Raw genomic sequence first — 26,402 nt, 5'->3', positions numbered from 1 at the left:
TGCTTGGAACGTAGCGAATAAGAGACGAACTATGTTTGAAATAGCATATAAACTTTCAAAAAGTCAGGTCGTTAAGCCTATTGAGCTCTGTCATTGATCGGTAACAAGCTAAGCTTATACCCAAACAACCGCAGGTTGGCCTATGGTGAATACCATGGACGGTATTCATAACCCTGCATCTTCAGATTGCTTGGGTATATACCATCAGGCTTTAAATTAGTGACGCTCATAAACTGACTTACTGCTTAGGCTTGGGTATTAAAATTTATTACTTATGATGGTTGGCGCAATTGAGTCGTTGATACAAGCCTGTCAGGATACCGCAGTAATTTTTGTCGATTAAGCGATATTGTTGCAAGTGATAGACAGTTTTACAAAATGATATTCATTGCTAGGCTAAGGCAAGTCTTTACTTCCTAAACCTAACAAATCCACCGCAATTCAAGGCTATTAACTGCTATGTTCAAATGTCTCCTGCAAGTGATTAAATTAAGCCTTACGCTGCTCATGTGTTTGGTTTTGTTTGCTTGTGGTGGTGACAAAATACTGCCTAATGATCAAGAGCCTGATCCCGTGGTGGTGGATGTGCCTATAGTCTTTATTAAACGTACCATTCCTATTGATGCAGATGGCGAGTTAATAGGCCAAGACTTACGCAGGTTAAATGATTTTGTACCAGGCGCTGCGCTGTATCTCAAAGCTCGTGCCTCTGCTTCGGCAATAGAACGTAATATCAGTGATAGGGCGTTTTTTAGTGCCGAACAAATCGCGGCTGCCACGCTAGATAATCCGTTAGCTGCTTATGATGTAAAAGATCTCGAAGTTTCTTATGACGGTAATACTCTGGTTTTTGCTCTGCGTGCGCCCGAAATTGCAGATGCCGATGAAGACGAACAACCTAGCTGGAATTTGTGGACTTACCATCTACCCAGCGATACTTTGCAGCGCATTATCACTAATAATGCCTTGGCCGAAGAAGGCCAGGATACGGCTCCGGTGTTTTTACCCGATGGGCGCATCGTGTTTAGCTCAACCCGTCAACAAGCTAATCAAGCCATACTGCTGGATGAAAACAAACCCCAATACCAAGCTTTGGATGAACGCCGCTCACAAATAGCCTCAGTACTACATGTGATCAATCCTGATGGCAGTGATATTCAACAAATCTCCTTTAATCAAAGTCACGACCTTGATCCTACGGTATTAAGTAACGGCAAAATTTTGTTTAGCCGTTGGGATAATGCGGGCAACAACAATAGTTTTAATTTGTACCAAATGAATGGGGATGGCAGTGAGTTGGAGTTGATGTATGGGCGCCATAGTCATAACAACGAACGTTCTACAGAGGCCCTTCAATACACCCAGTTACGTGAATTACCCGATGGTAAAATCCTCAGCGCGCTGCGCCCAATGAGCTCAGAATTGTGGGGCGGTGACTATGTCAGTATCGATATTCGGCAGTTTATTGATCGAACGGCGCCCATTACGGGGCAAGGCGGTAATGCTGAACAAGTTGCTCTATTCGACAATGTAACTATCGATGGTAGCTTGTCCGCTGGTGGCAGGTTTGCTGCGGTATATCCACTGTGGGATGGCAGTAATAGAATGCTATTTAGCTGGAGTCAATGTCGGGTATTTGATCCCGAAGTCCCTGAAGATGCCACCGCAAAGATCCTACCTTGCACAGCAGAATTGCTTGCGACACAGGGCATTCAAGCTGCGCCCATACTCTATGGTGTGTGGATGTTTGATCCAATTCAAAATACTCAGTTGGTGGTAGCAGTGCCACAAGAAGGTCAGCTGTATAGTGAAGTCGTGGCAATGCAAGCCAGAGCCTTTCCTGCCGATAGTCAACAAAGTCCCAATTTTGACCCTGAACTGGCGTTGGACAAACTTGCTCAAATACATATTCGTAGTGTTTATGATTTTGCCGGTGAGGATTTGTCGCCCCAAGGTATTGTGATATTAGCCGATCCAACTCAGACCCCAGTTATACAAAGGCCTGCTCGTTTTTTACGTATCGTTAAAGCAGTGTCGCAACCCGATGATGAAGTACGTGATTTTAATAATTCGGCCTTTGGTCGCAGCACTGGGCAACTCATGCGTGAGATAGTGGGTTATAGCCCCATTGAGCCTGATGGCTCGGCCTTGTTCAACGTACCAGCTAATGTGCCTTTAGCCTTTAGTGTGGTGGATGCCCAAGGTAAACGTATAAGTGAAAGGCATCAAAATTGGCTGCAATTTGCGCCCGGTGAAATACGTAGCTGCAATGGTTGCCATACTCAGGCAAGCACAGCTGCTCATGGGCGTAAAGACGCAGAGGTTCAAAGTATCAATCAGGGCGCGGCTAATACGGGTTTACCTTTCCCTAATACTAATCCGGCCTTGTTTGCTGATTTGGGCGATACCATGGCGCAAACCGCTGGGCGTATTGTTGGCGTTAACTATCCCTCGGCTGACATCCATTTTAGTGATATTTGGACTGATCCCGCCCGTCAAACCCCAGCGGATCCTTTTAATTTAGCTTATGGCGATATGCAGACAGCCATTCCTGTTAGCCCAGCTTGTGCCCTGAGTTGGACATCCTTGTGCCGCATTCAGATTAACTATCCTTTACACATCCAACCTATGTTTGATTTAAACAGGCAAACTCTGGCAGAAGATGGTTTGACGGTATTACAAGATCATACTTGTACCTCTTGTCATAACATTGAGGATGCTCTTGGTTTAGCTCAAGTGCCAGCGGCTCAACTCGATTTACGTGGCAGCGACTCAAGTGACAACCCCGACCATATAACGAGTTATCGTGAATTGCTGTTTGGCGACAATGAGCAGGAAGTGCTGGAAGGTATCTTGGTTGAACGTTTGATAGCTGTCACCGATGCCAACGGTGATCCCGTATTTGCCGTGGATGAAGATGGCGAATTGCTACTTGATAGCGAAGGTCAGCCTATTCCGGTATTACGTACCGTGCCGGTAAGTAATAGCATGTCGGTTAACGGCGCCCGTGCAAGCAATAGGTTTTTCCAAGTGTTTAATGTTGGCAACAGCCACCATGCTTGGTTATCCCCTGTTGAGCTAAAGCTTATTGCTGAATGGTTAGATATAGGTGGACAATATTACAACGATCCTTTTGTGGCACCCCTAAATTGATGACTGTGTATACCAATACAATGACTATTACCGACATTAAAAGGCTGAAAAAAGCATGCCGGGCTGCGGGTTCTGTGATGGCGCTGTACCTGGTGGGCATGTGTTTTTGGGCTAGCCAAAGTACAGCACAAGACTATTTACAGGAGCAGGCACAGGTACAAGTTAAACAGCCCTATGTGGATATGCGCTCTGGCCCGGCGGGTGCGTATCCCGTGATATATGTGGCAGCCAAAGATGAATGGTTAAGTGTGCTTAAACGCCGTACGTCGTGGTTTAAAGTGCAAACCGCCAAAGGACAACAAGGTTGGATCAGTCAGGATGATTTGCATCTAACCTTAAACGCCAATGGTGAGCCCGTGTTATTAGCGGATGGCTCTTTCGAAGATTTTGCCACTCGGCAGTTTGAAATAGGCACCATGGCAGGCTCCTTTGATGGCGTACCAAGTCTTACGGTAATGGCCGATTGGATAGCCACTGAAAATATCAGTCTGGGGATTAATCTGACTCAGGCGGTAGGTAGCTATGCAGAAAACCAGTTGGCGATGTTTACTATAAGTCATACCGCTTTTCCAGAGTGGCAAGTGGCCCCTTATGTGGTGTTTGGTGCAGGTAAAATCCGTACTAAACCCCGTGGCAGTTTAGTGCAAAGTGGTGATGAGGCACGCAGCGCCAATGTTTTATCGGCTGGTTTAGGCCTACGTTATTACCTGACACGACATTTTTTAGTGAAGTTGGAATACAACAGTTTGCTGGTCAAAACCGACCGGGATGAAAACGAGGAATTGGCACAATGGAAATTAGGTTTCGCGATATTTTTCTAAGCTCGATGTGGGTTGTATTGCTCAGCCCATGGTTGGCATACGCGCAGACGAGTGTGATTGAACCTGAACCACAACGCCGTGAAATCAGCGAAGCTACTATCGACACTGAAAACGTCGAGATAGGTTTAACTCTTGGTGTGATCAGTATTGAAGATTTTTCTAGCAGCATGATTGCAGGCGCGCGTTTGGCTTACCATGTTAGTGAAAACTTTTTTGTTGAAGCGGCTTATGAACAAGCTGAATCCGGGCAAACCAGTTTTGAGTTGCTTAGTGGCGGTGCTCCATTATTAACTGACGACGAACGTCAGTATCGTTACTACAGTTTAGGGTTGGGTTACAGCCTGAATGGCGAAACCTTTGTGACTGATAGCTGGGTCATAAATTCAGCCACTTTTTTTGTACTCAGTGCCGGTAGTACGGAGTTTGCTGGTGACGAGCATTTCACCTTAAGCCTAGGAGTCGGTTATAAAGTCTTGCTAACTGACTATTTTTCACTGCGCCTTGAACTCAAAGATCACCTGTTTAATAGCGAATTAATTGGCAAAGAAAAAACCACCCACAACATCCAATATGGTTTAGGTGCGACCTTCTTTTTTTAGTTAGCATTGTGGTTGGTACTTGATCACAGCAGTAAGAGAGCATGATATGAAAACAAATTATTCAACAATTAAAACACTTGGTTTTGCTGCGGCGTTGTTGCTACTGTGCCAATTACCTAGTCAAGCAGCAGACACTAAACAAAACGCAGTCGATTTTACCCTAGCCAGTAAAAACCACGGTAATGTGCGTTTACAAGAGCAAATAGGGAATGTGGTATTGATTAATTTTTGGGCTTCATGGTGCACACCATGTCGTGAAGAATTACCTCTACTCGAAGAATTGCAACAAAACTATGCTGATCTGGGTTTTACCATATTGGCTATTAATGTAGACAAAGACTCGGCTAAAGCCGATGTATTGTTAAATGACATTGCGGTGAGTTTTCCGGTATTGTTTGATAACGAGGCTGTGGTCAGCAAACGCTATGATGTCAGTGCTATGCCTACCACAGTGATAGTTGATCGTGATGGTAAACAACGTTTATTGCATAGAGGTTATAAAAAGGGTGACGTGGCTAAGTACGAACAAGTAGTCAAAAGCTTGTTACGTGAATAAGCTAACTAAGTCAAAACGGAGATTAGACATGGTAAGAGCACTAAAACGTCAGTTGTTAATCCTCAGTGTATGTAGTCTAAATATTGCCTGCGCCAGCATAGAGCCTTGGGTGCAACCCTATGAGCGGGAAAATCTAGCTGATCCCATTATGAGTGTTAACCGCAATCCAGTGGCGAGCGCTTATACTCATCACGCCTTTGGTGCCCGTGAAGGATCTCGAGGGGCAGACGGCGGAGCAGGGGGCGGTTGTGGTTGCAACTAAACTTAAGCACTTATGTTTTGGCTTGCTGTGTTTGTTAGTAGGGCTGAGCTCACTTGATGCTGCAGTATTACCCCAAGAACGGGCTGATGCCATGTATCACTCTTATCAGGGGGGTGGCATGTCTATTGATGGCCCCTCAATTTTGCTCAGAAAACAAATAGGTAATAGCTTTTCGCTTAGCGCTAACTACTACGTTGATACTATATCGGGCGCGTCTATAGATGTGCTCGCCACCGCCAGCCCTTATGCCGAAGAGCGCACCGAACACAGTGTAGGCCTGGACTATGTACGTAATAAAACCCTGATGAATGTGAGTTACACCAGCAGTTCTGAAAATGACTTTGCCGCAAAAAACTTGTCATTTGGTTTGAGTCAGGATTTTTTTGGTGATTTAACCACCTTGAGTTTGGGTTATTCCCGCGGCAATGATGACGTGGGCAAACGGGGGGATGACAGCTTTTTAGAACAGGCAGAACGGCAAAATTATCGTTTAGGCCTGACTCAGGTGATCACTAAAAATATGATCATGGGACTGAGTTTTGAGAATATTGCCGATGAGGGTTATCTGAATAATCCCTATCGTGCTGTGCGTTTTCTCGATGCTAGCAGTGAAAAAGGGTATCGTTATGAGACAGAAGTTTACCCTAATACCCGTACCAGTAATGCTACGGCACTAAGCGCCAATTATTATTTGCCATATCGGGCTTCTATCTATGCTGAGGCCAAGCTGTTTTCCGATACTTGGGGCATAGATGCCACCACTTATAAAGTGGGTTATATCCATACTTTTAGTGATGAGTGGATAGTTGAAGTGCGCAGCCGTTTTTATAGCCAAGATAAAGCCGATTTTTATCAAGACTTGTATCAGCGCAGTGAAGAATTTAACTTTCGCGCCCGTGATAAAGAAATGAGTACGTTCAGCAATGTATCCTTGGGTGTTAGTGTGACTTACGAGTTTCGTTTTTCGGCGACTAACTGGCTGAAAAAAAGTACGGTAAATTTGGATTTCGATCATGTACAGTTTGATTATGATGATTTTCGCAACGTATTAGCTGATGCGCCAGTGGGCGATGAACCTCTCTATGAGTTTTCGGCCAATATCACTCGTTTGTACCTATCGTTATTTTATTAATTCTAAGGTAATAATTTGGCATGTTTATGATCAATGTTAAGTGTTTCAAATCGCAGTTTTTGGCATCAATAAAAATAGTTTTCTTGGCGATGACTCTAGTGTTTGGTGCTGCTAGTCAGGCTCAGCAGACTAACGATGAACAAACCTTGGCCGAGAAACTCCAGCAACTTAAAAAAGACGTCATAGCCCTTAATCGTGATTTGTTTGTGCTCGAAGAGGATTTATTGTTTCCCTCTTCTACCCAGTTAGTGGTGTATTTATCCATGGACGTGGGCAACTATTTTAATCTCGATTCGGTTGAACTTAAGCTCGATGATGTCAGTGTTACTCATTACCTTTATACCGAAAAACAGCAAGCGGCTTTGGTTAAGGGCGGCGTGCAAAAATTACATCTGGCCAATATTGCCCAAGGCGAGCATGTGCTCACGGCATTTTTTTTGGGTAAAGGCCCCCACGAGCGTGAATATAAAAGAGCCACTAGTTTTACCTTTACTAAATCCGCTGATGCCAAGATGTTAGAGTTGCAAATCGTTGACGTAACGGCCAATCAGCAACCAGAGTTTAAGGTAATCGAACTTTAAGATGTTTAGCTTGAGCCATCAATACACTCGTTTTGGGCGATATCATAGCTACCTCTGTCGGTGGCTGATGCTGCTGATGTTGCTACCTGTGTATGTTGGCGCCCAAACACGGGAGCATCAACAAACGAGTGACGCGAGTCGCCTCGAAAAGTGGTATCAGCAAGTATTGTTTGCTTATTATCAAGATGATTTAGATGGCGCGTTGTTGCAATACTCTTTGTTAGAACATTATTACCCTCAAGGTTTACAGCAACTCCCTGCATCCCTGTATTTACATCCAAGCGAGCCTGAGTTGCTTAAAGCTAGCATCAGTTTAACTAGGGGCCTAGAGGATCAGGCCGCTGAGATTTTCTCACGTTTACTCGCTAATTATGGCCTGCCTGAAAAACGTACTGCTGCATGGTTTTCATTGGGACTTAGCTATTATCAGCAAGGTCAGTGGTCAAAAGCCTATGAAGCTTTTAGCCATATCGATGCCAAAGAAGCCTTGAGTTATTTGGACACTAGTACACAAGATCAACTGATCTATTTACGTGTTCAATTGGCCAATCAACATGCTTTAGGTGGCCAAGCAATACAGTGGCAACAACAACTCTCTGCTGATTCGATTTATCATTATTACCTGAGCTACAACCAAGCCTTAACTTACCTAGCGCTCGGCCAAACTGAGCAGGCCATTGAGCTGTTACAACAACTGGTGAGTGTGCCGGAAGATGGTTTGCAAGAATTGTTGCCCAACTGGTTAAGGCCTTTTGCGGATGAACAAAGTGAAGCTGAATATATGGCTAAACAACAAGAAGTTTTGGCTATTCAAGACAGGGTGAATCTAACCCTAGCCTATACCTTGTTGCAGCAAGGTAAATCCCATGAGGCTTATAGCGCATTTTCGCGTATCCGCCGTGAAGGTTTAGATGGTGATGCCGCACTCTTGGGGTATGGCTGGGCGGCGGCAAAAGGTGAAGAATTGCAAATCGCCTTGGGGGTGTGGCAGAGTTTAATGGTCTTGCCAGAGCATTCAGAATATAGCTTAGAGGCGTATCTGGCAGCGGCTTATGTCTATGAAAAAGGCTTTGCGCCTAGACAGTCAGTGGCAACCTTGCAACTTGGTGTGCAGCGTTTTAAACAGACATTAGTGGAACTCAAACAAGCCAGTCAAACTATTCAACAAAGTGAATTTATTCAATCGTTGGCCCACAACTATTCTGCCCTTAAACCCTCGATTGAGTTACCGGCGTTTACTGCTCAGCGTGGCGCCACAGATGATTTATTACTGACGCGATTAGTACAAAGTGCGGGTTTGCAGAAAAACACACGCAATCAACTAGCGGCGCTGCAACAAAGCCAAATGATCAAACAACAATTAAACGAGTGGCAGCAGCGTTTGAGCCACTTTTCACTGATGTTAGATGAGCGCCAAGAGCAGCGAGTAGAACGTGCGAAAAACATGTTGCAAGCAAGGATTTTTGAAAAGCTAAGTTTTTTACAAAACCGCCGCGATAAATTAGCTGAGCAACTTGCTGCCGCCCAGCAACAACAAGACGGCACCAGCTTGATGTCTATTGCTCATCAACAATCACAAGCAAGATTAAGCACAGCGCAAACACGTTTAAGTGCAATCAATCAGCAAAAAAATGCACTGCAAGAACCTGTGCTCAATACCGAATATGATGCAAGACTCAGGCGTATACAAGGCATATTAAGCTGGCAGGCCAATGAAGCTTTTGCAGCCAATAGCTGGCAAGCACAACAAGCCTTACACCAGTTAGATACCGAGATTGTCAATACCGCTGAGCAACAACGTCGTTTATTGGCCATGCTCGCACAACGTCCTGATTATGCCCAGCAGCGCCAGCGTGTCGCGCAATTACTCAGCCGGATTGAAGAACAATTGGCGCGTAATCAAGACTTGCAACAACAACTTGTGGCTAAGGTATCCGCACAACTAGAGCTGAGCGTCAGTCAATTTAAAAGCAAAGTGCAGGGCTATGTGGTGCAGGCCCAGTTGGCTTTAGTGCGTTTGAACGATCAAGCCTTGCAGCAAAATCAAAATGAACTTGGTGCTGAATCTAAGGTAATACCTGCTGATATTGGCCGCCCGCCAGCACTTGAACCACAAGCAAGGCAACAACCATGAAGAGGTTTATACAGGTCTCTTGTTGCTTAGTTTTGGGATTGAGCCTGAGCAGTTGCAGTATGTTTGAGCAACCTGCGCCAGAGATAAAACCCAAAAAAATTCCCAGCCAAACACTGGGTGAGCAATATTTTAAACCCCAGAGCTTAGATAACCAGTTGCTTAAAAAACCAGATTTACAGCAATTGCGCGATGAATATGCCGCGTTGTTGCCTCTGGTTAAAGAGCCTGAAATCAAACAAATAGTACGTTATCGTTTGGCTGATCTCAGTGGTGTGCTGGCCGAGCAAGCACAAGAAAGTGGTCAAGTTATCGTGCCAAGCCAACAAACACAGGCAAGCACTGAGCAAAAGAGCAAAGCTCCAGCAAAAGTATTTGATTCAGCCATCCAGCAATATCAAGCCTTGTTGGCAGAGCACCCAACTCACGATGACAATATGCAGGTGCTTTATCAATTAGCCAAAGCCTATGAGCAACAAGGTGAGATAGAGCAAAGTTACTCAAGTTTGCAGCAGTTATTAAAGGCCTTTCCACAAAATCCTTATCTGGCCGAGGTGTATTTTCGCTTAGGTGAAATTGAATATAATCGTGGCCAGTTTGCTGCGGCGATCAAAGCTTATCAGCAGGTAATTGTACAAGGCGCGCAAAGTGCCTATTACTCAACCTCTGCTTATATGCTGGGTTGGAGTTATTTTAAAAACAATCAAAACAGCGCAGCTTTGGGGGCTTTTACCTTATTGCTCGATGACCGTTTACCCAGTGACATTATTGCCAGGCCTATGTTGGCTCAGGTAGATAGTCAGGCACAAATCGACGCCTTAGGCCTTGGGCAAAAACGTTTGGTTAACGATACCCTGCGCATTATGAGCTTGTTGTTTTCCTATCAGCAAAGTCAGTTTGAATCACCTGCCGATAGTATCGAAACTCACTTTGCTCAAGTCGGCTCACGTCACTACGAATATGTATTGTACGACCAACTAGCTCAGCTCTATCTCAATCAAGGGCGCTTTAAAGACAGTGCCAAGGTTTACCAAGGTTTTAGTTTGGTTAATCCCCAACATTTTCAGGCCCCGATTTTGGCGGTGAAAGAGATTGATGTGTATATCCTTGGTAAGTTTCCCTCTGAGGTATTACCGGCTAAACAACGTTTTGTTGAACGTTATGGAATGAGTGGTGAATACTGGCCGCAGTGGGGTGTATTACAACAAGAATTGGTGGCACCGTTTTTAAATCAATATTTGTTAGAGCTGGCTCACTATGAGCATAGCCGAGGCCAACTCTTGGATAAACAAGTAGTGGATAAACAAGTAGTGGATAAACAAATAGAAAATAAACAAGCGGCTCAGGCTTATTTAGCCGCCGCGCTTTGGTATCAAGAATTTATTGAGACTTTCCCTTTTGATCCACAACAGGCTGAGGTGCGTTTTAGTTTAGGTGAAGCCTATGCGAGCGCAGGACATAAGGCGCAAGCTATCGAGGTATTTGAAGCTTATGCCTACGGCAATGAAGCTTATGCTAAAGCTGCCGAAGCGGCCTATGCAGCCATTTTGGCCTACCGACAAATTCAGTTGCAGGGTGGTGCCAATAGTCCCTTTTCTCAGGAGCAATGGTTAGATCTCCAGCTAATCAGTCAGGACAATTTTGTAACGACCTTTGCCACAGATGACAGAGCCAAAGATGTGCTGTATATCAGCATGCAGCAATTATTTGAATTACAACGTTATCCCTTAGCGATTGAACAAGCGCAACGTTTGCTTAACTGGCCGCTTACTATCCCGTTAAACGAACAAAATGCCGCTAAGTTGGTGATCGCTCACAGTCAGTTTGCCATAGAAGACTATGCAGCAGCTGAACGTTCTTATCAGGACTTGTTAGTAAATCTGGCTCTTGATGATCCACGCCTTAGCGACTTACAAGAACGTTTGGCAGCGAGCATTTATAAACAAGCTGAACTGCATGTGGCGCAAAATTATTTACCGCTGGCAGTCAGTGATTTTTTACGGGTGCTGGCCAAGACACCCGATACCAGTATTAGAATTAAAGCCCAATATGATGCCGCTACATATTTGTTGGAAATGCAAGAATGGCAACAAGCCATCGATTTGCTCGAAGACTTTCGCCAGCGTTTTAAGCAACATGTTTTAAGTGCGGATATTGGCGATAAATTGATAGTGGCCTATCAACAAAATGAAAGCTGGCAACAAGCGGCCAGTGAATTGACGGCCTTGTGGCAAAAAAATCCCGACTCAGAAGAAGGCCGCCAGGCGCTTTATGTGGCGGCGCAATATTATTATAAAGTTGGTAATAGCCAACAAGCCTTAAGCTCTTATCGGGATTATGCTCATCGTTATCCCTTACCTTTGGCCGAGGCCAACGAAGCGCGTTTTATCCTCAGTGAAATTTATCTAAAGGCCCAAGATGATGAAAAACGCCGTTTTTGGCTGAATAAATTAATTGAGGGGGATAAACAAGCGCTACAAGACATCACCATTGAACGCAGCGAGCGTTCACGATATTTGGCGGCCATGAGTTCGTTGGTATTTGCTCAGGATCGCTTAGTTGGTTTTAAAAATATTCAACTGAGCTTGCCCTTAAAAACCAGTCTAGCGCGTAAAAAACAAGCGCTGGAGCAAAGCCTCGCAGCCTTTAATCAGGTATTGGATTATAAGGTCGAAGAATTTAATACGGCGGCCAATTTTTATCTTGGTGATATTTACCATCAGCTCGCCAAAGATTTAATGGCATCCAGTAAACCTAAAGATCTCAATGCACTGGAGCTCGAACAGTACGAATTATTGTTAGAAGAGCAGGCCTTTCCCTTTGAAGAACAAGCCATCACTCTGCACGAAACTAATGCTAAAAGGGCATGGCAGGGCACTTATGATAAGTGGGTACAAGAGAGTTTTAACGCTCTGAAAACCTTGATGCCTGCCCGTTACCTCAAAGTAGAATTAAGCGTGGAGGCGGCGAATGACATTTATTAAGTCAACTTGTTTAGGGTTGGTGGTGTTACTCAACGCTTGTAGCAGTAATAATGTTGCAGATAAACAAAACATCGTCAGTAAGCAAGCCATTATTGCCGCGCCTATGTCTGGCGACCCTTGGCAACATAAAGCTCAGACTATAAAAGCCCTGCCTAATCGGTATCTGAATCAGGCAAGTGTCATCCCAGAGGCAGTCAATAGACGCTTTGAACAGGGTTTATTGTTAATTAGACAAAACAAATTATCTGAGGCGCAAAGTGTGTATTTGAGTTTGGCCGAGCAATATCCACGTTTGTCTGGCTCGTGGTTACAACTGGCTCATATTCAGGCAAGTTTTATAACGCAGGCAACAGATGCACAGACCAAACAGCAAAGCCTCGACAAGCAAATTGCTTATCTCAATAATGCGATTCAGGCCAATCCAGACAACTACCATGCGCATAATCAATTGGCTAGGGTATTGCGTGAGCAAGGGCGTTTTAGTCGCGCTTTATATCACTATGATTTGGCGCTTAGCGCGTGGCCGGCTTTTCCTGAGGCACGATTAAATCGAGCCATTTTGCATGATTTATATTTGGGTAATAAAAAAGCCGCGCGGGACGATTATCAGCTTTATCAAGCTTTAGTGGCAGAGCCTAATAGGCAGGTAAAAGGCTGGATCATTGATATTGAACGGCAACTGCAAATTCAAGAACAGTTATACAATGCCAGCTCTGGCAGTATTAAAGGAGAGAGCCAATGAATAAGCTCGGTTTATTGATAGTATTCAGTATGATGAGTTTTGTGAGTCTTGCCCAACAAACCGCGCCTAAAGTAATTAAGCTCGAAGACACCATCCGTGGCAATCAAGAACAGCCCAAAGTATTAACCATAGTGCCGTGGCAGGCCGCAAGCGTAAAACACAGTTTGCCTAGCCAGATCGTAGAGCGCATTAATAAAGGTTTTACGCCATTGGAGCGCGACGATTTTAGCCGCCAGTTGCAGTTTGTGACTGAGCAGGTTAGTGACCCAGAGCAAGTCAGTTATCCAGAGCAAGGCCTAAAGCCTTAAGCTGATACCTAATACGCAGGGTAAACAAGGTATAGTGATTAAATTCGACATTAGGAGTGAGTGACATGTTTGACGTAATAGTGCGTTTTTTTCAGGAAGGTGGCGCTTTTATGTTGCCCATTGCTATCGTACTGGCGCTGGGTTTGGCGATTGCCATCGAGCGTTACTTTTTTTTAAGCAGTGCCAAACGGGTAAACAAAAAAGCGTTTGCCCACATGGAACCGCTGCTAAATAAAAACAACTATGCGGCAGTACTTAGTTTTTCTACCACAGATACTGCGCCAATCAGCCGCATTATTGGGGCAGGTATGGCGCGTTTAAACCATAGCCAACGTCGTGAAGATATTGAATACGCCATGGAAGAAGGCCTAATGGAAACCACGCCACGGCTAGAAAAACGCACGGCCTATTTAGCAACCTTAGCCAATATTTCTACCTTGTTAGGTTTGTTAGGTACCATTATTGGTTTGATTGCGGCATTTTCGGCAGTGGCAAGTGCCGATCCTTCTGAAAAAGCCAGTTTGCTCTCACAAAGTATCTCTGTGGCGATGAATACCACCGCTTTTGGTTTGATTGCCGCTATTCCTTTACTGGCCTTTCATTCTATTTTGCAAACCAAAACCACTGAAATTATCGATAGCATGGAAATGGCTGGTGTGAAGTGCCTTAACTTACTGATTGCGCGCAATGAACTAAACACTCATTCACGTAGCTCTGATCGGGCTGAGTAAGCTTTGGTTTAGCTGGGAGTTTTAACATGGCAAGAATCGGCCTAGGCCGCAGGGCTAAAAAAGCCAAGCCAGATGCAGAGCTCGACATCACCTCATTTATGAATTTGATGATAGTGCTAGTGCCGGTTTTACTGATGATGATGGTATTTTCGCGCATTACCGTGCTCGATCTCACCCTGCCTGAATTGGGCGAAGCCTCTGAGTTGCCCATTGAAATTAAAGATCAACGTCTCGAAATTGTGGTTAGAGCCAATAATATTGCGGTGTATTATCCACAAGGGTATTTAGTTAAAGACTTAGCCCTAATCGAACAAGCCTATGATTATCAGGGCTTGCAAACCGTTCTAAAACAAATCAAACAAACCTTATTGAGTCAGGACATCGACAAAAAAGCCGCCACCTTGTTATTAGAAGAAAACATTTCTTATCAGGCAATAGTGGCGTTGATGGACAGCACCCGTTCTTATCCTGATGTTGTGGTTAGCAGTGTAGTCGATGCTGAGTTGTTTCCAGAAATCTCCTTAGGCGATGCGCCGCTGGATGAGCGAGAACTGCCCACCACTGCAACGGCGTTGTCTATACCCATTGGCAACGGAGAATAAGCTGATGAAAAAATCCGCCAGAGCCATGCGCATGGAGCGCCATCACCGCAGAATGGCCAAAGATTCTAAATTAAGCTTAGTGTCCTTGATGGATATCTTTACTATTTTGGTGTTCTTTTTAATGCTCAACGCTTCAGATGTACAAGTATTACAAAACAGTAAAAGCGTAGTTCTGCCCGAATCCACTGCCAAACAAGCCGCCAAAGAAACTCTAGTCTTGATGGTGAATAACAATGAGTTGTTATTACAGGGGCGTAAATTAGCCACAGTGGCGAGTATCATGGCGCGGAATGAAGAGCTGATCCCTGAATTGGTCGCAGAATTAGCTTATCAAAGTGGCAAAGCTACTGTGACTACCCTGAGCGGATCAGCCAATAGTGAAGACGAGCCAGCCGATAAAGCCATTACCATTATGGGTGATAAAGATATTCCCTATGCTTTGCTAAAACGCATTATGCAAACCTGTGCTCAGGCTGGTTTTACGAATATATCCTTGGCGGTAGAAAGCATAGAGAGCAAAACCACATCTGACGCGGAGGTGGCTGGATGAATGTTGCCCTTGCTACTGCCCAGTTAAAAGGTTTACCTGTGAGCACTTATGTATCGGTATTGCCTTGGTCATCCAGTGAAAAAGAAAACCAACGTTTTAAGCTGATCGTAGGCATTATTTTAGCGCTCACTCTCATGTTGGCCTTGTTAGTGAAATGGCAAGAATTACCCGAAACACCTAGGGCAGAAAAAGAAAAAATTCCCCCCCAGTTAACTCGTTTGCTCAAGCCGGTTAAAGTCGAACCACCTAAACCAATAATCGAGCCCAAACCTGTGCCGGTAATCGAATTGCCTAAAATAGAGCCTAAACCAGAACTAATCAAAAAGCCGCCGCCTAAAGTGGTGGTGCCCAAGGAGCCGGTAAAAGTGCCAGAAGTGCCTAAGGTTAAAGTGCCCACTCAGGCTGAGTTAACCGAGCAGGCTAAAATAAAAGCCAAACAAAGTGGCATATTAGCCTTGCAAGATGACTTGGCGAGTATGCGTACTAATCCTAGCATCAATAATTTAGCCAATACCGACAGCATTAAAGGTGGGGGTGCCAGTGACGAAACCCAGCGCAAGTTTGTTGGTAAAAAAGTCACAGGCAGCAGTGGCGGTTTAGACACCAGCAAACTCACGACAGATACCGGCTCTAAGGGTGAATTAGCCGAACGAAAAAATACCGAGTATGTCGCACCCACCGAAGGCCTTGCCTCACTTGCTGCCCAACAAACCGTATTAGAAGATGAAGTAATCGGCAGTCGTAACATCGAATCTATCCGCCAGGTATTAGATGCCAATAAAGGCGGGATCTACGCTATTTATCGCCGCGCTTTGCGCAACGATGCCAGCCTGCAAGGCAAACTCACTGTTAACCTGCAAATTGAAGCAGACGGCAGTGTATCTGCGATTAAATTGGTCTTCAGTGAACTCGCTTCACCAGAGTTAGAAAAAGACTTGTTAGCACGCATTAGTCTGATCAACTTTGGCCAGCAAAATGTTACGCAAACCCTGCTGGATTATTCGTTTAACTTTTTGCCGTTTTAAGGGGTAAGAGCAGTAAATAGAGGCTAGCGACTAGATGCTAGTGATAAGCCAATGCCAGCATGTAGAATCGACGTCCGTCGGGAAGAAACAAGCGGTGAAATCAAAAGCATTTGAACCACAGAGTTCACCGAAGTAAAACAGTAAGTGCAGTAAATAGAGGCTAATAAATAGTTGCTAGTGATAAGCCAATGCCAGCATGTAGGAGCGTCTTCCGTCGGGAAGGCACAACCATGTAAAGCAGCTGTTTGACTCTGCTTAAATTGATAGTCGCGACAAAGGGCTCACTACACTATTTCCACCGCGCTGCAATATATGGGTATAAATTTGGGTGGTACGTAAATCTGCATGGCCTAGTTGATCTTGCACTGTTCGAATGTCTGCACCTGATTGTAATAAGTGGGTGGCAAAGGAATGGCGCAGAGTGTGGGGCGTAACATGTTTAGAAATGTGTGCATTTCGTGCGGCATTTTTCACCGCTTTTTGCACGGCAGTTTCGTCAATGTGATGGCGGCGCAATAATGTAGATTCTGGATCAATGGCAAGTTGCCTAGAAGGAAATAAGTATTGCCAATTTAAGTCTTTTTCCGCATTTTTGTACTTCATTCTTAAACGATGTGGTAACCAGACTCCTCGATATTCTGGGTTTTGTTGGTCAGCATTAAGATATTGAGTCACCAACATAATTTGTTGGCGTAAGCTGGGTATTAATTCTTCTGCAAGGGTGACAACACGATGTTTACCGCCTTTGCCATTCCAAATGCGGATAGACTTATAATCAAAATCGATATCTTGTACCCGTAATCTCACACATTCCATCAAGCGTAAACCGCTACCATATAATAAAGAAATGGCCAGTCTATGATTGCTGTCTACGTTTTCAAAAAATCGTTTTGCTTCATCTAACGTTAGCACCACCGGTAATTTGACCGGCCTGCCGCTTTTAACAAAATTTAAATCGATTTTTAAAGGCTGTTTAATGATGTCTCGATATAAAAAGGCGAGGGCATTTAAAGCGGTAGATTGGGTGCTGGCAGCGACATTTTTGTTGATCACTAAGTGATTCAAATACGCTTCAACTTCAGTATCACCCATTTGAGCAGGGTGTTTTTTATGGTGAAAATAAATAAATCCTTTTACCCAAATTAAGTAAGTTTCAATTGTCCTTTTTGCATAACGACGCTCAAACATGGTATCCGAAATTAACGTTAAAAATGGCGAGTTAGACATCCTTGCTCCTCAGAAAAATACTGTTTTAATATACAGTGCTTAACTGTAGTTCCGCCTATGCGCAATATCAAGGTGCTTCGCCGTGTTTCCCCAAACTATTTTCACATATGTTTGAAAAATATATAGTTTACAGGCAGTTAGAGTATGTGCTAAAAGTAGGTAAAATTAATATGCGGCCAAGTCCCGTGTTTAAACACGGCGAAGACAGGCTGATTAAGCTGTTAGCTGTTGGTATGAGTATGGATTGCATCAACCAAATTAAAGTAAAACTTGAGAAATATCCCGATCTCAAATGGGAACTGGACGGCTCAACTATATCAGTGTCACCAGAGAATGGGTTTACAGTGTGGCTTACGGAATCAGAGCAAGGTTGTACTGTAGGTTACAACGGTTGGCACGAAGAATTCTCGGAAAAAAATGAAGCTTTAAATTGCTTTGCATTTGGTCTTAGTAAAGAGTGTCGACTAAAAGTCTTTACTAAAGGCAAGACAGAATATAAATGGGTCATGGAAGCATTTGAAGATGGTAACTGGGTAAGTTACAGCACTACCGCCTTAATCTTTTTTCCATATTGGCGCAAAACACGAATTAGTTACTTACAAAATCATGTGTCAAGCAGCTAACAAGTTGCTTAATTTCGTTCCGGCCACAAAAAAACGTGGCCTCCACTGGACTGCCTACGCTGCGCTTCGGCAGCCAATTAGCAAAGCGTTATGTGCAAATGAAGGTTTGGTAGCATGGTTAAGATTTTAGGGAAGCATAAATTATCTACTGACTTAATCCGGTCATTATCTATTGACTGTCTTTCACTTGATTTAGTCGCTTTCAATTTATTTATTGATGGGATACACGCTGACGAAGCAGACAAAACTAAAGACATCTATGAAGAAAAGCTTTCTTCTTCTCTTTTGAATTTGGCTGTGGCCGTTAGAACGCTCTTGTATCAGGGACATATTGACCTCAAATGTATCAGCTATTGCGGGTTTTATGAAAGTGATAATCCAAAAGATCGAGCTAGTGTAACTATCAAAGATATATGCGATAAAATAATACATGCAGAATCAATAGAAAGAGAATTAGAGTCGTCTCCTTATCCTGATAATAAACCAGTTACGACTATCAAAGGTAGTCATGGTAAGTCTGAATGGGTAATGGATATTTCGGTTAGTTTATTTTGTGAATCTGTTTTAAATTGGGTCAATGAGTTAGATTGCACATAACAAGAAAATCAACAAGGACACGTAACAGTTGGCTACGTTTCGCTTCGCTACACAATTTTAGCCAACCATTACTTAGCCTGTTATTTAGGCGTTATGTGTTTCTGGAGTTATGAGTGTCGAAAAAGTTAGATGTAATATCAAAAACTGACTTGGAAGAGATGCATACTGGTACTTTGATGAGTCGAAGAAACGCTTTATTAAAATGTGAAGAGTCGTTTGAACTATCAGATCAATATCAAACTACTAAGCATAATGGAATTGAGTTTAAAAATACTCCACAGTGGAAGCAAGCATATCAAGATTTAAAGGCTGTTCTTTCTACTCGTGAAAATATTCCAAGTAAGCAAGAACGCAAGGCTTTACGTCAGGCAAAAGCAAAACAGTCAAGATAAGTGTAAAAAACACATAACAAGCTGTTCAAGCGGGACAAATTACAGTTGGCTGGTTCCGCTTCGCTTCACATTTTAGCCAACTACAATTTGCCCCTTAACAGGGCGTTAGGTGAATATCGTACATGGAAGCATTGTATATAATTTTAGGTGCTGTATTAGCTTTGGGCGGTGGAGTGTTAACACACCATGTCCAACTATATTACGCTCAACAAAAAGAAGAAAATAACCTTCTTTTTGAAATTGAGAGATCTCTCCTAGAGATAGGAGGACTTGATTCTGATCTAAATCACTATAAAACAGAGCCTGAAACTCTTGATATCAAAGCTAAGGTTGCTCGTTCCCGTCAGAGAAAAAGCGAACAATTAGAAAACTTGCACCTTTTAGCAATTAGAATTATTTCAGACAAAAATAGGAATATTGCTGTTAAAACTACAAAGTATTCTTTGGATAAGCATCACCGAACGGATGATAATAGATATATTTTATTGAAATTAGTCCAAGAATCTATGAATTCAAAACTGTTAAAGCAATATCAAAAAGAAACAGATTCTAACCCAAAGGTGTTTTAAAAATTCACCTAACAAGCTGTTAAACAAGGACAAAAAACAGTTGGCTTTTGTTCCTTCGTCACTATTTAAGCCAACAATTTTTTGCCTGTTAACAGGGCGTTAAATGCCAAAGGGAAGTATGTGCGATTGCCAACAACAATCTGACTTAGTTGAGATAAGTAATAATCACTCTGAGTTCAAATCCAAACTATCAAAACTGGAGGTTGGTAACTGGGTGTTACTTATGTCATGCCCAGATTGCGAACAGCTATGGAAAGTAGATGAGTGGGATAAATATCAAAACTGTTACGCTGTTAAAATACCCTCACGAGAAGGTTGGGAGGCTTTTGACAGCGAAGCTCTTGTTAAAGAGTTAATGGTTAAAAATCGTGGTGGCTTAACCGACAGTGAATGTTTGTCGTTAGGTTGTAGTTTAAATAAAGTGAAAGGCAGTGCTTACTGTGTCAATCATCTTTATGAAGGTGGTACGCGTGCTTAAGCATTTAACAAGTTTGGCAAGTGGGACAGCTAAAAGCGTGGCTTCGCCACAACGCTGCCCCTTCCAAAAGCGTTAGCTTTTTGATTTACCACAGTAACTCGTTTTAAATAATAGAAGGATTTAACATGAAAACGTACAAGATGTTAGTTGCAACTCTACTTTTCTCGTCATCGATTTTGATGGCAAATGAAACGTCGATATCATCCAAACAGGTTTCAGTATCACCTGATGGTTTAACCCGAACATTTATAGGTGAAGTGGAATTGTCATTTTTGCCGAATGAGGCATTGGAAATAACTGCTGATAAAGTTTCAACTATAAACGGCGTAACTACATATAGTGGTAACGTGAAAATACATATGGACACGTTTAGCGCGGAATCAGGAGAGATTATCTTGAAGTCAATTGATAGCGGTATTTTAGTCGAAACTGACAAACTCGTTTTGAGTACAGAGTAGAAAGCTAACAAATCAAATGAAACGGATGCGCATGTACACTTGCTCTCTTCTTGACGTTGTCGGGCGCACCGTTTATTTGGGGTGTTATGCATCAATAAGAGTGAGTGAACTCTAAATAATTAAATTTTTTACACAAGGAATAATATGAAATACTTTATGATAGTCGAGACCAATATTACTAATCCATCGTGGGTACAAGAGTATCTGCTTAAGGTGACTCCATTGTTATCAAAGTTTGGTGGTAAGTATTTAACTAGAACTTCAAATATTGAATTATTAGAAGGAGATAATAAACCTCAATATACTCTTGTTGCTGAGTTTTCTTCAAAAGAAAAGGCATTAGAATTTTATCAGTCTTCAGATTACGCACCTTATAAAGATTCGCGAAAAAATGGATCAAGTAGTAATTATTTACTTCTTCCTGTTGAAAATGCAACTGCATAACAATATGTGCCAGCTGACATTTTGGTCGTCGCTCCATTTTGTGTATGGCTTCGCCATTTTACACAAAATTCCACGCCAACCAAAATGCAGCTGCACTCTGCGTTAGATGCGCAGCATAAAATACACTTAAGGAGAATTTATGAAACGGAAGCTCGCCGGAAGTGACGGAAAGCAAATTGTAATCCCCGATGGCTATCGAGGCCTTCAAGGTTCTAATGGTCGCATGGTTCCAATACCTCCGAACGGACGAGGATTACAAGGAAGTGATGGGCACATGGTCGCAATTCCTTCCGGTGGCCGAGGACTGCAAGGTTCTGATGGGCGAATGGTTGCAATTCGTTCCGGAGCTAGAGGCTTACAAGGTAGTGATGGGCGTATGGTGGAAATTCCCAGTGGTGCTAGAGGCCTGCAAGGTTCTGACGGAAGAATGGTTGCAATACGGGCAGGTCACCGAGGCTTACAAGGGCCTGATGGTCGTATGGTAAGTATTGCGCCGGGTAACCGCGCGATCCCTGACGCAAAAGGCAGAATGCGAAATAAATAAAAAGCATCTAACAAAGCGCTCAAAATGGACACAAAAAGCCTGCGGCTTTTCGGTCCATTTAGCTTAGCGTTAGGTAACACAGATGGATCTGCGTATGTATTCTAAATTGTGGGTAATACTGTTTGGGCTTGTACCAACAACAATATTGTTATTACTTTCGTTTATCCCCCTAGGTATTTCTTTTACTCTTATATTTGATAAAACCTATGATTTTTCATTTCCTTTGATGTTCGTACCTATAGCAGGATTTCTTGGTTATATAGGTATGTTATCTATCTTATTTAATTTTTCTATTTCTAAAAATCTGCGAATGTATTTTTTAATCACAGGTATATTAACTATTTCGTATGTCGCACTTAGCAACATTCCAGAGTTAAATAAAAGCACTACAAACTTTGATATTTGTTTTTTTATTTATTTCTTTTTAGCGCCATTTCTTGTCGCTATTTATCATTTGTTTAAAATATATATGTCTGGTAAAAGTGTTACCTAACAAAAACATCATGGTGGGAATTTTACTCGCTGGTAAAGCGCTCCTAAAATCCCCATATGTTAAGCGTTATGCAAAGCTAGAACGGGATCATCAAAAATTCGAAGGTATAAAGGTTTAATTTTTTATTAGCGAAATCATGGAGTTTGATAATGTATTTTTCAATCAAAGACTTATCGTTGCAAGAATCCCTATCAAGAGAGGAAGCGAAAAAACTTTGGTATAAGTATTTTCTTTCAAGTTGGGGCTCAATTATTCCTTGGCTAGCCCTTTTAATGCTTGCTCTAATGCACGCATTTGCAATCAATGCTTATTCAAAAGAATTAGAATTCTTTGGCGCCTTCATCCACTCTTTCTTGAAAAGTATTTTTTTGTACGTACTTTTTGTAAATGCGTTTATTATTCCTGCCATTGTTTCAAGAAAAATTAGACAGGAACTTAATAGAGTAAGGCAATAGAAAATATGCATAACAAGTCGCTCAAGCATCAGTCGCTACGCTCCTTGGACAGTTTTTAAGTCGCAGTTTTGTGGTTTTGCTGCGCAAAAGTATTCCACAAAACTACGCCTTAAAAACTGCCGCTTAGCTCGGCGTTATGTCTCGCGAGGGAATGAATGAAGTACAAGTGTTTTTGTAAAGCAACAAATCGAGAAGACAAAGAACCTAGATACTCACATAATTGGGTTGCTGCTAAACGAGCTATGTTCAAAGTCTATGATGATCGTGTTGAGTGCGGTAGTTGGAAAATTCCATTCTCAGAAATTGAATCCGCTCACTTATACAAAGCAAAACAGTTGTTTATTCCTGTCAACGTTCTTCAGCTCGTAACTGCAACTGGTAACTATCAGTTTGGGTTTAATCCATGGGCAAACCCATTTAAGTTCTTGGGGTTCGAGTATGAACAAAGTGAAATCAAACTAGGCTACTCCATATACAGTATTGTGATTCGTACTCTTTTAGTGGTGTACTTAGCTTATTTAGCATATGAAAAATGGCTGTAGAGGCTTTCGCAAGCAAAAAATTACATAACAAATCGCTCAAGCACCGCGCCTTCGGCGCTGGACAGTTTTTAAGTCGCGCTTTTGTGGTTTTGCTGCGCAAAAGTATTTCACAAAACCACAACTTAAAAACTGCCGCTTAGCTCGGCGTTAAGTGTCAAAAGGAGAATCGACTATGGAGTTTTTGTTCAACAGTAAAGGCCAGCACATTGCAAATTTTGTTAATGGTCAATTACATGCCCCAAGCGGCCAAAATATAGGTCACTTTTTAGAGCAGCAGAATATTTTTATTGATATGAATGGCCGCTATCTTGGTGAGCTTGTTCAAAAGAATAGGTTAATGTACAACCGTAATTCTGGTCATCAAAACGTAAATTACGGTAACTATGGGAACTACGGTAATGTTGGTAATTATGGTAACCCAGGAAATTACGGCAATATAGGTATGCTTGGCGGTTATCAAGAAATAGCTACTCCTTGGCTGTAAACACTTAACAAGCGCTTCAAACGGAAAAAATACAGTTGGCTGTTTTCACTCCGTTCAACATTTTAGCCAACAATATTTTTCCGTTTAAGCGGGCGTTAGGCATCCCTATATGAATGAAGGTTGGCTCAACGACGAGTACATAGTCGTGTTCACTGAAGCTGAGAGTGCATTGGCTTCGTCAAAATACGAATTGTCTCAATATTTGCCCGGCTATACGCTTGTTGGCCTGCGGGGGTGGGACGACTTGATTGTAATCAGCCCTACTGGTGTCATGTGTTCGCTACCGACCATTCCCATTGATCCAAAAATGATTGTGCCGTTCTTTTTTCCAGAAGACTTATCCCTTGAATCCGATGAGCGATTCACAGGCAAAGTAAAATGGTATTTGAAGCCATTAATTTTTGGTGGAAACCCACAAGACGAGGAAAATCTCACTTGGGTCAGCCACGAACAGCACGCAGAGCTTGTAGTCTGGTGGAACAATCAGTACAAAATTATCAAGGCGCAGGCGGGCAATGCCTAACAAAAACATCAACGGGAAAACTACTCGCTGTAAAGCGCTCGTATTTTCCCGTTATATTAAGCGTTATAGCGCTTTTGCTTTTTAATTGTTTTTTGATGTTGGTAGCTGGGGTTTAGCTTCATTAGGTTTTGGTTGGCCAGTGCTCTTTTTGGTAATTGTCCTTTCAGTTTTTAAACCAACAATCTTTTAAACGACCAGCGCTTTTATTCAAATTTGTTCAGCCAAACAGTCACTTATCCGTTGCAGTTTTAATCTAGGTTGGTTTAGTCTACGGGTAATAATTTTAATCACGTTGTTGTGCAAACAGGGCAGGCGGCAAGCCGCGAAAGTGCAAAGGTTGGCGCAATAACAAGCAAAGGCACCCGACGCAAAAAGCCGCGCGGTTGCTTTGGGCGTTAGGTGCTAAAGGAGAGTCAAATGGAATTATCAAATTATTTACCATTTATAATGTTATTGGTGTTTTCAGCGATGTCGTGGCGTGTTTGGAAATCAGAAAGTAACGACCAAAAAGTTTTAATGATTTGTATGGGCTGGGCTGGTATCGCAGTTCTCAGTTTAGTGGGTAGTATTATTCTATTTGTTGCAGGAGGTATATTCGTGCCAACTATTTTATTTACGCTTTCCCCAGTTGCAGCCTATGTGGCAAATCAGTTTAAAAATGTACAGCGCACCTAACAAAAACATAAACTGGAAAACTACTCGCTGCAACTTCGTTGCAAAAACGCTCGTATTTTCCAGTTATATTAAGCGTTATGTGCCAAAAGGAGTCAGCATGAAATTTCTACCAGTATTATTACTCTCGTCTATCTTGTTATCGGGCTGTGCAACTACATATCAAAATAGTGGTTATTCTGGTGGTTATTCAGAAACCCAGCTTGACGAAAATGTTTTTACAGTTTCTTTTCGTGGCAACGGATTTACGGCAAAAGAACGTGTCGCTGACTTTACGCTTCTTAGGAGTGCAGAATTAACCATCCAAAGTGGGTACAAATATTTTGTAATTGTTAATTCTAATACTTCTACGTCAAACAGTACTTACACAACACCAACTACGTCGAATACAACTGCAAGTGTTTATGGTTCAGGCAATTACGCATACGGCAACGCTACAACAACGACTAGTGGCGGTCAAACGTATAATATTTCAAAACCCAGCGCGTCTAATACAATCGTATGCTTTAAAGAAAAGCCCAAAAATGGCTTTAGTTATAATGCGGAGTTCATATTTAAAAACATCACAAAAAAATATGATATTAAACAACCTGCGCAATAGGCACATAACAAGCCAAGTCAGCGGGAATTTTACTCGCTGTACAACGCTCATAAAATCCCCTGCTTGGGGCGTTATGAGTCTCTCGTGAAAAACACAGTAATCCTGGTAATGCTCTGCTTGCTGTCATCCTTTGCTGGGGCCAAAGAAGTAGCTTCAGCGTCGAACAAAGGAACTTCCGATGAAGAAGTTCGCGATCTCATTCTGAATGGAAAAGTCACAGTCATTGTTCGAATGTCTGAAACTGAGATTCAGCTTTGGCTCAAAGACGGCACAAAAGTTGAAGGTATCGGTTTTGATGTAAATACCCTCAATCGGGTACTGTCTGAATGCGGTGACAAATGTATGAGCATTGTTCATGCTAGTGAATGAGACTCATAACAAGTTGCGTAAGTTTGCCGCAAACGACGCGGCAGGGACGCAAACTCGCTGGCTTGGCGCTTCGCGCAGTATAGCCAGCGGTCTGCGCCCCTTCGCAAAGCGTTATACGTTTAGGGAAGCTTCGGCATGATCGTCATCTATGGAATTAAAGAAAATCTTAATCCAATTAAATCTCAACTTTCAGATGTCATTCATAATTCAATGAAATCTGTATTAGGAATGCCTGAAGATAAGCGGGCTCACCGATTCATACCATTGGATAAATCGTAATAAAAAAGACACCCATCTTAAAATAGCAAAAAAATTGTTCTGTTCTAAACTCTGAGTTATTCACATAAACAGGGATGGTCCGCCATGCCACAGTCACGCAAAACTCAAATCAGTTTAACCGATACCCCTTATTACCATTGTGTTTCCCGGTGTGTTCGTCGTTCATTTTTGTGCGGTGAGGATAAATTTACCGGGCAAAGTTACGAGCATCGTCGTGGCTGGGTTGAAGAACGTTTGTTGTTTTTAGGGACTGTTTTTGCCATTGATATTGCGGCTTTTGCAGTGATGAGTAATCACACACATGTGGTGTTGTGTGTGGATAAAACCCTGGCTGATAGCTGGTCGATAGAAGAGGTATTAGTGCGTTGGCATTTTTTACATAAAGGTACGTTGTTGACCAACAAATATCTTAATGTAGAACAACGTGCTCATATGAGTGAATCAGAATTAATTGCAGTTACAGAAATCGTCACTA

The 26,402-nt window shown here is 42.6% G+C and carries 32 protein-coding genes and 1 pseudogene; 32 read left to right on the top strand and 1 reads right to left on the bottom strand.

Annotation, left to right across the window (positions count from 1 at the left end; genetic code table 11):
- Positions 1–459 precede the first annotated feature (459 nt).
- From AX660_RS10570 to AX660_RS10500, 15 genes are all read left to right on the top strand, one after another.
- A complete protein-coding gene (locus tag AX660_RS10570) occupies positions 460–3,153 on the top strand; it encodes an HzsA-related protein (RefSeq protein WP_164483515.1) in 2,694 nt (897 codons plus the stop codon).
- Positions 3,154–3,230: 77 nt separating this feature from the next.
- Positions 3,231–3,974: an SH3 domain-containing protein gene (locus tag AX660_RS10565; RefSeq protein ID WP_068377092.1), complete on the top strand. Its 744-nt coding sequence runs from the start codon at positions 3,231–3,233 to the stop codon at positions 3,972–3,974.
- Complete coding sequence (locus AX660_RS10560; RefSeq protein ID WP_068376260.1) at positions 3,944–4,573, top strand: outer membrane beta-barrel domain-containing protein; 630 nt, start codon at positions 3,944–3,946, stop codon at positions 4,571–4,573. Before AX660_RS10565 ends, AX660_RS10560 begins: the two co-directional genes overlap by 31 nt.
- A gap of 46 nt (positions 4,574–4,619) precedes the next feature.
- Complete coding sequence (locus tag AX660_RS10555; RefSeq protein ID WP_068376258.1) at positions 4,620–5,129, top strand: TlpA family protein disulfide reductase; 510 nt, start codon at positions 4,620–4,622, stop codon at positions 5,127–5,129.
- Positions 5,130–5,157: 28 nt separating this feature from the next.
- On the top strand, positions 5,158–5,391 hold the full coding sequence (locus tag AX660_RS10550) for a DUF4266 domain-containing protein (RefSeq protein ID WP_068376256.1): 234 nt from the start codon (positions 5,158–5,160) through the stop codon (positions 5,389–5,391).
- Positions 5,378–6,523, top strand: coding sequence for a DUF3570 domain-containing protein (locus AX660_RS10545; protein ID WP_235594715.1), 1,146 nt, complete (start codon positions 5,378–5,380; stop codon positions 6,521–6,523). The genes AX660_RS10550 and AX660_RS10545 overlap by 14 nt, the downstream gene beginning before the upstream one ends.
- Before the next feature lie 89 nt (positions 6,524–6,612).
- On the top strand, positions 6,613–7,104 hold the full coding sequence (locus AX660_RS10540; protein ID WP_235594714.1) for a hypothetical protein: 492 nt from the start codon (positions 6,613–6,615) through the stop codon (positions 7,102–7,104).
- A gap of 67 nt (positions 7,105–7,171) precedes the next feature.
- On the top strand, positions 7,172–9,238 hold the full coding sequence (locus AX660_RS10535) for a tetratricopeptide repeat protein (protein WP_068376252.1): 2,067 nt from the start codon (positions 7,172–7,174) through the stop codon (positions 9,236–9,238).
- A 59-nt stretch (positions 9,239–9,297) separates the two neighbouring features.
- Positions 9,298–12,219 carry a tetratricopeptide repeat protein gene (locus tag AX660_RS10530; protein WP_235594713.1) on the top strand — a complete coding sequence of 974 codons (2,922 nt, stop codon included), beginning with the start codon at positions 9,298–9,300 and terminating at the stop codon, positions 12,217–12,219.
- Complete coding sequence (locus AX660_RS10525; RefSeq protein WP_068376249.1) at positions 12,206–12,961, top strand: tetratricopeptide repeat protein; 756 nt, start codon at positions 12,206–12,208, stop codon at positions 12,959–12,961. The genes AX660_RS10530 and AX660_RS10525 overlap by 14 nt, the downstream gene beginning before the upstream one ends.
- Positions 12,958–13,269 carry a hypothetical protein gene (locus AX660_RS10520; protein ID WP_068376247.1) on the top strand — a complete coding sequence of 104 codons (312 nt, stop codon included), beginning with the start codon at positions 12,958–12,960 and terminating at the stop codon, positions 13,267–13,269. Before AX660_RS10525 ends, AX660_RS10520 begins: the two co-directional genes overlap by 4 nt.
- Positions 13,270–13,334: 65 nt before the next feature.
- Positions 13,335–14,000, top strand: a complete 666-nt coding sequence (locus AX660_RS10515; protein WP_068376245.1) for a MotA/TolQ/ExbB proton channel family protein — start codon at positions 13,335–13,337, stop codon at positions 13,998–14,000.
- Positions 14,001–14,026: 26 nt separating this feature from the next.
- Positions 14,027–14,602, top strand: coding sequence for an ExbD/TolR family protein (locus AX660_RS10510; protein WP_068376242.1), 576 nt, complete (start codon positions 14,027–14,029; stop codon positions 14,600–14,602).
- A 4-nt stretch (positions 14,603–14,606) separates the two neighbouring features.
- Positions 14,607–15,152, top strand: coding sequence for an ExbD/TolR family protein (locus tag AX660_RS22990; protein ID WP_068376240.1), 546 nt, complete (start codon positions 14,607–14,609; stop codon positions 15,150–15,152).
- The gene (locus tag AX660_RS10500; protein WP_068376238.1) at positions 15,149–16,177 is read left to right on the top strand and encodes an AgmX/PglI C-terminal domain-containing protein; all 1,029 of its coding nucleotides are present in this window, start codon (positions 15,149–15,151) and stop codon (positions 16,175–16,177) included. The genes AX660_RS22990 and AX660_RS10500 overlap by 4 nt, the downstream gene beginning before the upstream one ends.
- 255 nt (positions 16,178–16,432) lie before the next feature.
- On the opposite strand, the gene AX660_RS10495 is transcribed toward AX660_RS10500, so the two are convergent.
- Complete coding sequence (locus tag AX660_RS10495) at positions 16,433–17,404, bottom strand: integron integrase (RefSeq protein ID WP_068376235.1); 972 nt, start codon at positions 17,402–17,404, stop codon at positions 16,433–16,435.
- A 107-nt stretch (positions 17,405–17,511) separates the two neighbouring features.
- Here AX660_RS10495 and AX660_RS10490 point away from each other — a divergent pair, with 107 nt between their 5' ends.
- The 17 genes and pseudogenes from AX660_RS10490 to AX660_RS10410 form a co-directional block, all read left to right on the top strand.
- Complete coding sequence (locus AX660_RS10490; protein WP_068376233.1) at positions 17,512–18,027, top strand: hypothetical protein; 516 nt, start codon at positions 17,512–17,514, stop codon at positions 18,025–18,027.
- Between the two features lie 114 nt (positions 18,028–18,141).
- Positions 18,142–18,624 carry a hypothetical protein gene (locus AX660_RS10485; RefSeq protein ID WP_068376231.1) on the top strand — a complete coding sequence of 161 codons (483 nt, stop codon included), beginning with the start codon at positions 18,142–18,144 and terminating at the stop codon, positions 18,622–18,624.
- Between the two features lie 113 nt (positions 18,625–18,737).
- Positions 18,738–19,016 (top strand): hypothetical protein, encoded by a 279-nt coding sequence (locus tag AX660_RS10480; protein WP_068376229.1) that lies wholly within the window; start codon positions 18,738–18,740, stop codon positions 19,014–19,016.
- Positions 19,017–19,138: 122 nt separating this feature from the next.
- A complete protein-coding gene (locus AX660_RS10475) occupies positions 19,139–19,585 on the top strand; it encodes a hypothetical protein (protein ID WP_068376227.1) in 447 nt (148 codons plus the stop codon).
- Positions 19,586–19,688: 103 nt separating this feature from the next.
- Positions 19,689–20,063: a metal-binding protein gene (locus tag AX660_RS10470; RefSeq protein ID WP_068376225.1), complete on the top strand. Its 375-nt coding sequence runs from the start codon at positions 19,689–19,691 to the stop codon at positions 20,061–20,063.
- Between the two features lie 125 nt (positions 20,064–20,188).
- Positions 20,189–20,521: a hypothetical protein gene (locus AX660_RS10465; RefSeq protein ID WP_068376222.1), complete on the top strand. Its 333-nt coding sequence runs from the start codon at positions 20,189–20,191 to the stop codon at positions 20,519–20,521.
- 144 nt (positions 20,522–20,665) lie between these two features.
- Complete coding sequence (locus AX660_RS10460) at positions 20,666–20,965, top strand: DUF1330 domain-containing protein (RefSeq protein WP_068376221.1); 300 nt, start codon at positions 20,666–20,668, stop codon at positions 20,963–20,965.
- Positions 20,966–21,104: 139 nt separating this feature from the next.
- On the top strand, positions 21,105–21,509 hold the full coding sequence (locus AX660_RS10455) for a hypothetical protein (protein WP_068376219.1): 405 nt from the start codon (positions 21,105–21,107) through the stop codon (positions 21,507–21,509).
- A gap of 82 nt (positions 21,510–21,591) precedes the next feature.
- Entirely contained in the window at positions 21,592–22,002 is a 411-nt protein-coding gene (locus tag AX660_RS10450; RefSeq protein WP_068376217.1) for a hypothetical protein, read from the top strand.
- A 149-nt stretch (positions 22,003–22,151) separates the two neighbouring features.
- Positions 22,152–22,457 (top strand): hypothetical protein, encoded by a 306-nt coding sequence (locus AX660_RS10445; protein ID WP_068376216.1) that lies wholly within the window; start codon positions 22,152–22,154, stop codon positions 22,455–22,457.
- A gap of 155 nt (positions 22,458–22,612) precedes the next feature.
- Positions 22,613–22,999 carry a hypothetical protein gene (locus AX660_RS10440; RefSeq protein ID WP_068376214.1) on the top strand — a complete coding sequence of 129 codons (387 nt, stop codon included), beginning with the start codon at positions 22,613–22,615 and terminating at the stop codon, positions 22,997–22,999.
- A 172-nt stretch (positions 23,000–23,171) separates the two neighbouring features.
- On the top strand, positions 23,172–23,483 hold the full coding sequence (locus AX660_RS10435; RefSeq protein ID WP_068376212.1) for a hypothetical protein: 312 nt from the start codon (positions 23,172–23,174) through the stop codon (positions 23,481–23,483).
- 109 nt (positions 23,484–23,592) lie between these two features.
- Positions 23,593–24,006, top strand: a complete 414-nt coding sequence (locus AX660_RS10430) for a hypothetical protein (RefSeq protein WP_068376210.1) — start codon at positions 23,593–23,595, stop codon at positions 24,004–24,006.
- Positions 24,007–24,423: 417 nt separating this feature from the next.
- The gene (locus tag AX660_RS10425; protein WP_068376208.1) at positions 24,424–24,681 is read left to right on the top strand and encodes a hypothetical protein; all 258 of its coding nucleotides are present in this window, start codon (positions 24,424–24,426) and stop codon (positions 24,679–24,681) included.
- 97 nt (positions 24,682–24,778) lie between these two features.
- Complete coding sequence (locus AX660_RS10420; RefSeq protein ID WP_068376206.1) at positions 24,779–25,279, top strand: CC0125/CC1285 family lipoprotein; 501 nt, start codon at positions 24,779–24,781, stop codon at positions 25,277–25,279.
- A gap of 84 nt (positions 25,280–25,363) precedes the next feature.
- Entirely contained in the window at positions 25,364–25,648 is a 285-nt protein-coding gene (locus AX660_RS10415) for a hypothetical protein (RefSeq protein ID WP_131811785.1), read from the top strand.
- Between the two features lie 363 nt (positions 25,649–26,011).
- Positions 26,012–26,402 (top strand): annotated as a pseudogene (locus AX660_RS10410) (transposase); the annotation flags it as partial.

The sequence above is a fragment of the Paraglaciecola hydrolytica genome, from assembly GCF_001565895.1.
GTDB lineage: Bacteria > Pseudomonadota > Gammaproteobacteria > Enterobacterales > Alteromonadaceae > Paraglaciecola > Paraglaciecola hydrolytica.
The sequence above is the reverse complement of the archived record's forward strand: the minus strand, read 5'-3'. Positions and strand labels throughout refer to the sequence as shown.